At 65.3% G+C, this 6,351-nt stretch carries 6 protein-coding genes and 1 pseudogene; 4 read left to right on the top strand and 3 right to left on the bottom strand.

The annotated features are described in order from the left end of the window. Window positions 1-941: PPC domain-containing protein (locus ACQGNJ_RS02650; protein ID WP_426687683.1), on the top strand; the 941-nt coding region annotated here is incomplete at its 5' end. Window positions 942-1,044: 103 nt separating this feature from the next. Here the strand turns inward: ACQGNJ_RS02650 and ACQGNJ_RS02645 are convergent. Both ACQGNJ_RS02645 and ACQGNJ_RS02640 read right to left on the bottom strand, forming a co-directional pair. Continuing rightward, a complete protein-coding gene (locus ACQGNJ_RS02645) occupies window positions 1,045-1,533 on the bottom strand; it encodes an asparaginase domain-containing protein (protein ID WP_426687682.1) in 489 nt (162 codons plus the stop codon). A gap of 155 nt (window positions 1,534-1,688) precedes the next feature. Beyond that, window positions 1,689-3,332, bottom strand: coding sequence for an acyl-CoA dehydrogenase family protein (locus ACQGNJ_RS02640; RefSeq protein WP_426687681.1), 1,644 nt, complete (start codon window positions 3,330-3,332; stop codon window positions 1,689-1,691). Window positions 3,333-3,434: 102 nt separating this feature from the next. Between ACQGNJ_RS02640 and ACQGNJ_RS02635 the strand changes: the two genes are divergently transcribed. The 3 genes and pseudogenes from ACQGNJ_RS02635 to ACQGNJ_RS02625 form a co-directional block, all read left to right on the top strand. Next, complete coding sequence (locus ACQGNJ_RS02635; protein ID WP_426687680.1) at window positions 3,435-4,220, top strand: acyl-CoA thioesterase; 786 nt, start codon at window positions 3,435-3,437, stop codon at window positions 4,218-4,220. 253 nt (window positions 4,221-4,473) lie between these two features. Further along, window positions 4,474-5,472 carry an IS5 family transposase gene (locus ACQGNJ_RS02630; RefSeq protein ID WP_426687679.1) on the top strand — a complete coding sequence of 333 codons (999 nt, stop codon included), beginning with the start codon at window positions 4,474-4,476 and terminating at the stop codon, window positions 5,470-5,472. Window positions 5,473-5,475: 3 nt separating this feature from the next. Further along, window positions 5,476-5,724 (top strand): annotated as a pseudogene (locus tag ACQGNJ_RS02625) (IS30 family transposase); the annotation flags it as partial. Here ACQGNJ_RS02625 and ACQGNJ_RS02620 read toward each other — a convergent pair. Continuing rightward, a complete protein-coding gene (locus ACQGNJ_RS02620; RefSeq protein WP_426687678.1) occupies window positions 5,718-6,242 on the bottom strand; it encodes a Tle-like phospholipase domain-containing protein in 525 nt (174 codons plus the stop codon). The pseudogene ACQGNJ_RS02625 and the gene ACQGNJ_RS02620 overlap by 7 nt on opposite strands. Between the last annotated feature and the right edge of the window lie 109 nt (window positions 6,243-6,351).

Raw genomic sequence — 6,351 nt, 5'->3', positions numbered from 1 at the left:
GCTCGATCGACAACGCGGCCAACTACACCTCCAGCCTCGACGTGCATTACTCCAGCGGCGTGTACAACAAGGCGTTCTGCCTGCTGGCCAAGACCTCGGGCTGGGACGTGAAGAAGGCGTTCCAGGCGTTCGCGCTGGCCAACAAGTCGTACTGGACGGCGACGTCCACCTTCAACTCCGGCGCCTGCGGCGTGGAGTCGGCGGCGACCGATCTGGGCTACAACGCGAATGACGTGATCACGGCGTTCACCGGCGTGGGCGTGACCTGCCCGGGTACCGGCGGCGGTGGTGGCGGCGGTGGTGGCACGACCACCGAGCTGCAGAACAACGTGGCGGTGACCGGCGTGTCGGCGGCGACGGGTGCCGACAACGACTACTTCATCACCGTGCCGGCCGGCGCCACCAACCTGGTGATGTCGATCTCCGGCGGCACCGGCGATGCGGACCTGTACACCAAGGCCGGCAGTGCGCCGACCACCAGCAGCTACGACTGCCGTCCGTACAAGACCGGCAACTCGGAAAGCTGCACCGTGGCGTCGCCCGTCGCTGGCAAGTACTACATCAAGGTGCACGCCTACGCGGCCTACTCCGGCGTCTCGGTGAAGGCGTCGTACAGCACCGGCGGCGGTGGTGGTGGCGGTGGCAGCAGCACCTCGGTCAACTTGCCGACGGTGAGCACCGGCAACGTCTCCGCAACCTTCACCCAGGCAGTCACCGCGGGTCATACGGCGACCATCTCGATCGCCGGTGGTACCGGTGATGCGGATCTGTACGTGAAGGCCGGCAGTGCGCCGACCGCCAGCAGCTACAACTGCCGTCCGTACAAGACCGGCAACAGCGAGACCTGCACGTTCACCCCGACCAGCAACACCACGTACTACATCAACGTGCGTGCGTACCAGACGTACTCGGGTGTCACCCTGACCACCAGCAGCAACTGATCCTCACGCTCATCGCGTGAGGTGTAAACGAGAACCCCGGCTTCGGCTGGGGTTCTTCATTTGTGGGGGCAACTGACGATAGCTGCTTCGGATCCTGGCGAGCTCAGCCCACCGGCTCGAAGCGGTTGGCATCACGGTTCTTGCGCACCTTGGCCGGATCCCACACGCGGCCGTTCATGGTGATGTAGACGCCGTCGGGCAGGGTCTGCACCGCGGCCACCGCGCAGCCGATGTTGAACACCGCATCCGATCCCTGGAAGCGCGCCGGATTCAGCGCCCCGGTCAGCACGATCACCTTGCCCTTGATCTCCGCCAGCTCCTTCGCCGTCTCGACCATGGTGTCGGTACCGTGGGTGACCAGCACGTGGCGATGCGGCTGCGCCTCGATCGTCGAACGCACCAGTGCGCGGTCCTCGGCGCCCATGTGCAGGCTGTCCTTGCGCAGGATCGGGATCACGTCGAACTGGAACGCCACGCCAAGCTGGCCGAGGATGTCGCCGATCTGCGGCGCGCCGATCTTGTAGTCCGACTTGTCGTCGAAATAGATCTTGTCGATCGTGCCGCCGGTGGTGACGATGGTCAGATGCTGCATGTCGGTGGGCCGTAGAGGGAGTCGCGGCATTTTAGCCCGTGTGGGCACCACAACGTCCGCCCACGCGATTTTTCGTAGGAGCGCACCCTGTGCGCGATGCTCTTCGTCACGTCACCGAAAGCATCGCGCACAGGGTGCGCTCCTACGGAAGGTGGTCAGCCCAGCAGCAGTGCGGCGTTGTCTGCGTCGGGGGTGACCAGCCGGTCGAGGCCGTGGCCGACGAAGCGGTGCCGCGCCGCGGCCGGGCGTCGGTCGCCGTGGCGGCTCGACCAGCTGGCCTGCCGCGCCAGCAATGCCGCCGCCGCACAGCGGGCCAGCGTGAAAGCCAGGCCGCGCGCGCCGGCTTCCAGCGTGTCGCGCGCCGCCGCATGCTGGTCGAGCCAGCGCGCGGCGGCGTCCAGCGCCTGCCGGATCGCGCTGGCCGCGTGCATGTCGTCGTTGCCGTCCAGCCAGCTCGCACAGGCCGTGCGCAAGGCGCCGAGGCTGTCGCCGGCCAGCGCGCGCAGGCTGTCCAGCGACAGCACGTTGGTGGTGCCTTCCCAGATCGCATACACCTGCGCGTCGCGCAGCAGCTGCGGCAGGCCGGTGTCCTCGATGTAGCCGGCGCCGCCGAAGCATTCCAGCGCCTCGGAGCAGATCTGCACCGCCAGCTTGCCGGTCCACAGCTTGGCCAGCGGCGTGAGCAGGCGGAGCAGGGCGGCCTCATGCGGAGCCGCCGCACCCTGTTCGACCCGACCCAGCAGATGCGCAACTTCGAACGCCAGCGCGAACGCGCCCTCGAACTCGGCCTGCATGTCGGCCAGCGTCTGTGCGTGCAGCGGCTGCTCGATCAATGGACGGCCAAACGCGCGCCGGCGCTCGGCGAAGTCGCGCGCCAGGGCGATCGCGCGGGCCATGCTGGCGACCGCGCAGATCGCGTTCCAGCTGCGCGTGACGTTGAGCATCGGCGCAACCTGGCGCACACCGTGGGCAAGCTCGCCCAGCGGCCAGGCGGGCAGGCCGTCGAGGTGGATTTCCGCGGTGGGCAGCTCCTGCGTGCCGAGCTTGTCCTTCAGACGGTCGATGATCAGCTCCGGCTTGCGTCGCGCACCGTCCATCGTCTCGACGTAGAACAGCGCCAGCGCCGCGGTGCCCGCGGCCGCCGCGCCCTCGGGCCGCGCCAGTGCCAGCGCCGCTTCACCGACCACCGCCGAACTGAACCACTTGCGTCCGTACAGCCGCCACTGGCCGCTGGCGTCCTGTCGCGCGACAGTTTCGGTATTCCCCACGTCGGAGCCGCCGGCGGTCTCGGTCATCCACTGGCCGCTGAGCCAGAAGGTGGCCGGATCGCGGCTGAGCAAATGCGGCAGCACGCGCTCGATCAGTTCGCGGTTGCCGGAGGCCTTGATCGCGGTGGCGGCGCCGTCGGTCATCGCCAGCGGGCAGGTATAGAACTCGCTGGCCAGGTGATACAGGTAGACGCGGGCGAACTCTTCCAGCCGCGCGTGCTCGCTGTCCGCGTGGCCGGCGGCGAGCACCGCATGTCGCGTGGTCATGGCCGCGCCTTCCTGCCACGCCGGCGTCAGCTCGATGCGGTCGATGCGGCGCCCCCACGCGTCCCACTGCGTCAACACCGGCTTGCGCCGCGTCGTGGTGCAGGCACGCTGCCACGCCATCTGCGCATAGTCGCCCAGCGCATCCAGGTCGACATCCAGCGCCGCGCGCCGCGCGGCGGGCAGCACGCGGTCGAGCAAGGCCAGCAGCGTGCGGTCATTGCGATACGGATGTGGAAGTTGCGGCGGATCCTGCAGGAAGGCCATGGTGCGTTCCGTCCAGAGTCGAGGTGTCGAGTATAGGCATGCGCGCATTCGGCGCGTGGCGCTGGCATCATCGAAAGCCACTCCCCGGCGCAGGCGCCACCCATGCGATTTTCCGAAGTGATGAAGACGGTCACGCGCCATGGCGACGGCTGGCAGGCCACGGTCAGCGAGGACTGGCTGCAGGGGCGCAGCGCCTTCGGCGGCCTGCAGGCGGCACTGGCCCTGCGCGCGATGCGCGAACTGGTGCCGGCGGACATGCCGCTGCGCAGCCTGCAGACCACCTTCGTGGCTCCGGTGCCGGCCGGCACGGTGGAGATCCGCGCGCGGCTGCTGCGCGCGGGCCGCAGCGCAATCCAGGTCGAGGCCAGCCTGTGCGACGGCGGGCAGACGCTGTGCCAGCTGGTCGGCGTGTTCGGCAATGCGCGACCATCGACACTCGATTTCCAGCCGGTGCAATCGCCTGTGGCCAATGCCGCCACGCAGGAATTGCGCTACGTCGAAGGCCGCATGCCCGCCTTCACCCAGCACTTCCGCGCCCGCTGGCTGCGCGGCGACCTGCCATTCAGCGGCGGCCACCAGCGCGACAGCGTGCTGCAGCTTTCCCTGCGCGACGACGGCCCCGTCGACGAAACCCACGTGCTCGCCTTCGCCGACTTCGTCCCGCCTATCGCGCTGTCGATGTTCGCCACGCCCACCCCCGGCAGCTCGCTCACCTGGATGCTCGAACTGCTGCGCGACCGCTACGACGACCTCGGCCTGGACGACTGGCGCGTCGATGCGGAACTGATCGCCGCCCGCGACGGCTACACCAATCAGAGCGTGATGCTGTGGGGGCCGGGTGGGGAGGCGGTGGCGTTGAGTCGGCAGAGTATGGTGGTGTTTGGGTGAGGTGGAGTGTTTCGTGTACGGCGTTCGCGCTGTGATCATGTGCGTGGAAACACGGCGGGATTGGACGGCGGGATTGGGCAGCACCAAGCACAGCAAATTGTTGATCTGTGTGGACCTGAGTCCTGTCGTGCACGGCGACGAGCACGGGATAGGCTGCAGGATTACACTTCGATTTTGAAATCTACATAGCGTTAGGGAAACTCTGATTTTGCTTCGCTGTCGAAGCACGCACCTGTCCAAGAGAGTGTAGACGATGCCCGATCAACTGACCTTGGCGACGCAAGCCGACGGTGGATTTGAAGCCCACCGCAAGGCCACGCGACGTGATGTGTTCCTGGCCGAGATGGACAAGGTCGTGCCGTGGCCGGAGCTGTGCGCGGTGATCGAACCGTTCTATCCCAAGGCACGCGCGGAGGGCGGGCGTCGCCCGGTGGGCCTGGAGCGCATGTTGCGCATCCACTTCCTGCAGCAGTGGTACGCGCTGAGCGATCCGGCGGTAGAGGAAGCGTTGTACGACTCGGCGTCGATGCGGCGGTTCGTGGGCATTGATCTGGGACGCGAGCCGGCGCCGGACGAAACGACGGTGTGCAAGTTCCGCCACCTGCTGGAAAAGCACGGGCTGGCCAAAGAGCTGTTCAAGGCAGTGAATCAGCATCTGCACGACAAAGGGTTGAAGCTCTCGCAGGGCACCATCGTCGACGCGACGATCCTTGGTGCACCGTCGTCGACGAAGAATCGGGACAAGGCGCGTGATCCGGAGATGCGTCAGACCAAGAAAGGCAATCAGTGGTATTTCGGCATGAAGGCGCATATCGGTGTAGACGAGGTCACCGGCCTGGTCCACAGCGTGGTGACGACGGCGGCGAACGTGGGTGATGTCACCCTGGTCGGCAATCTGCTGCACGGCAAAGAGAAAGCCGTGTTTGGCGGCGCCGGCTATACGGGTGCCGAGAAGCACGCACCAGCCAAGCGTGGGCGGAAATGGCATATCGCGGCCAAGCGCAGCAAGGTCAAGGTGATCGAGGATGAGGCATTGCGCGCTCTGACCGAAGAGGTCGAACACCTCAAGGCGTCGATCCGCGCCGCCGTCGAGCACCCGTTCCGCGTGGTCAAGCGGCAATTCGGTCATGTGAAGGCGCGCTATCGTGGCTTGGCCAAGAACGGTGCGCAGGTGCTGACGCTGTTTGCGCTGAGCAATCTGTGGATGGCCCGACGAACCTTGTTGGCGACCGCAGGAGGGGTGCGCCTGTGAGTCGGGGTGCAGGTGTACTTCGCCGACCCGCACAGCCCGTGGCAACGCGGCAGTAACGAGAACACCAACGGCTTGCTGCGCCAATACCTGCCCAAGGGTACCGACCTATCCGTCTACAGCCAGGTCGAGCTCAACCAGATCGCGCTGAGCCTCAATACGCGACCGCGCAAGCGTCATCAATTCCGCACGCCATTGGAGGTCTACAACGACCATCTTCGACTCACGGAGGCGAGCGCAGGAACGACTCACTGATTATGTTGCGCGTGGACCTTGAAACCGCCCTGCGATCCACCGGCAGGGGTGCCATACTGCCCCGCAGCACCGTAGGCATTAAACGTTTCCCCATAGAGGCCATATTCAAACGCCGTTACTTGGGCCAGCGAACCGCCAAGAGAGTGCCCTGTAACCGTCACCGACACCGGCCCGCCACTTGGACTCGAATGCTTTGCCAAATCAAGAGCTATTTCAACCAAGTGTCTCGCGTCATCAATCTGCTGATTGATGCGCTGTAAGGCCATCTGACCATCGGCCTCCACAAGATCCCGCAATATATCGGTCCCGGTGCCATTGTCATCAAATTCAGTGCCACGATGGGCGACAACGAGCTCGCCCGTAATTTTATTTCTATATATGGCGCCGTAGTAACCCGACGTAGTGTTTTGCAGCGTCTTGTAGACCTCGAAGTCGGTGCCATCCACCGCATGGCCGTCTGGCCAACTCTTATATGAATCCGCTGCCATTCGAGCATAATCATCCGTTGAGATTGCCATGGGTTAGTCCCTCCCTGAATTTATGGATAGTGTGTAGAAATCGCCTGGTATTTCTATGGGGTAAGACCTACTAAATGCGCAGTTAAGCGAGTATTGCCCGGGCGATCCA

The sequence above is a fragment of the Rhodanobacter ginsengiterrae genome, from assembly GCF_050026815.1.
Taxonomy (GTDB): Bacteria; Pseudomonadota; Gammaproteobacteria; order Xanthomonadales; family Rhodanobacteraceae; genus Rhodanobacter; species Rhodanobacter ginsengiterrae.
The sequence above is the reverse complement of the archived record's forward strand: the minus strand, read 5'-3'. Positions and strand labels throughout refer to the sequence as shown.

What these genes read in the sequence shown, in the direction of transcription:
- ACQGNJ_RS02630 (WP_426687679.1), top strand. Translation starts at nt 4,474, where the DNA reads ATGCCCGATCAACTGACCTTGGCGACGCAAGCCGACGGTGGATTTGAA.
- ACQGNJ_RS02635 (WP_426687680.1), top strand. Translation starts at nt 3,435, where the DNA reads ATGCGATTTTCCGAAGTGATGAAGACGGTCACGCGCCATGGCGACGGC.
- ACQGNJ_RS02645 (WP_426687682.1), bottom strand. Translation starts at nt 1,533, where the DNA reads ATGCAGCATCTGACCATCGTCACCACCGGCGGCACGATCGACAAGATC.
- ACQGNJ_RS02620 (WP_426687678.1), bottom strand. Translation starts at nt 6,242, where the DNA reads ATGGCAATCTCAACGGATGATTATGCTCGAATGGCAGCGGATTCATAT.
- ACQGNJ_RS02640 (WP_426687681.1), bottom strand. Translation starts at nt 3,332, where the DNA reads ATGGCCTTCCTGCAGGATCCGCCGCAACTTCCACATCCGTATCGCAAT.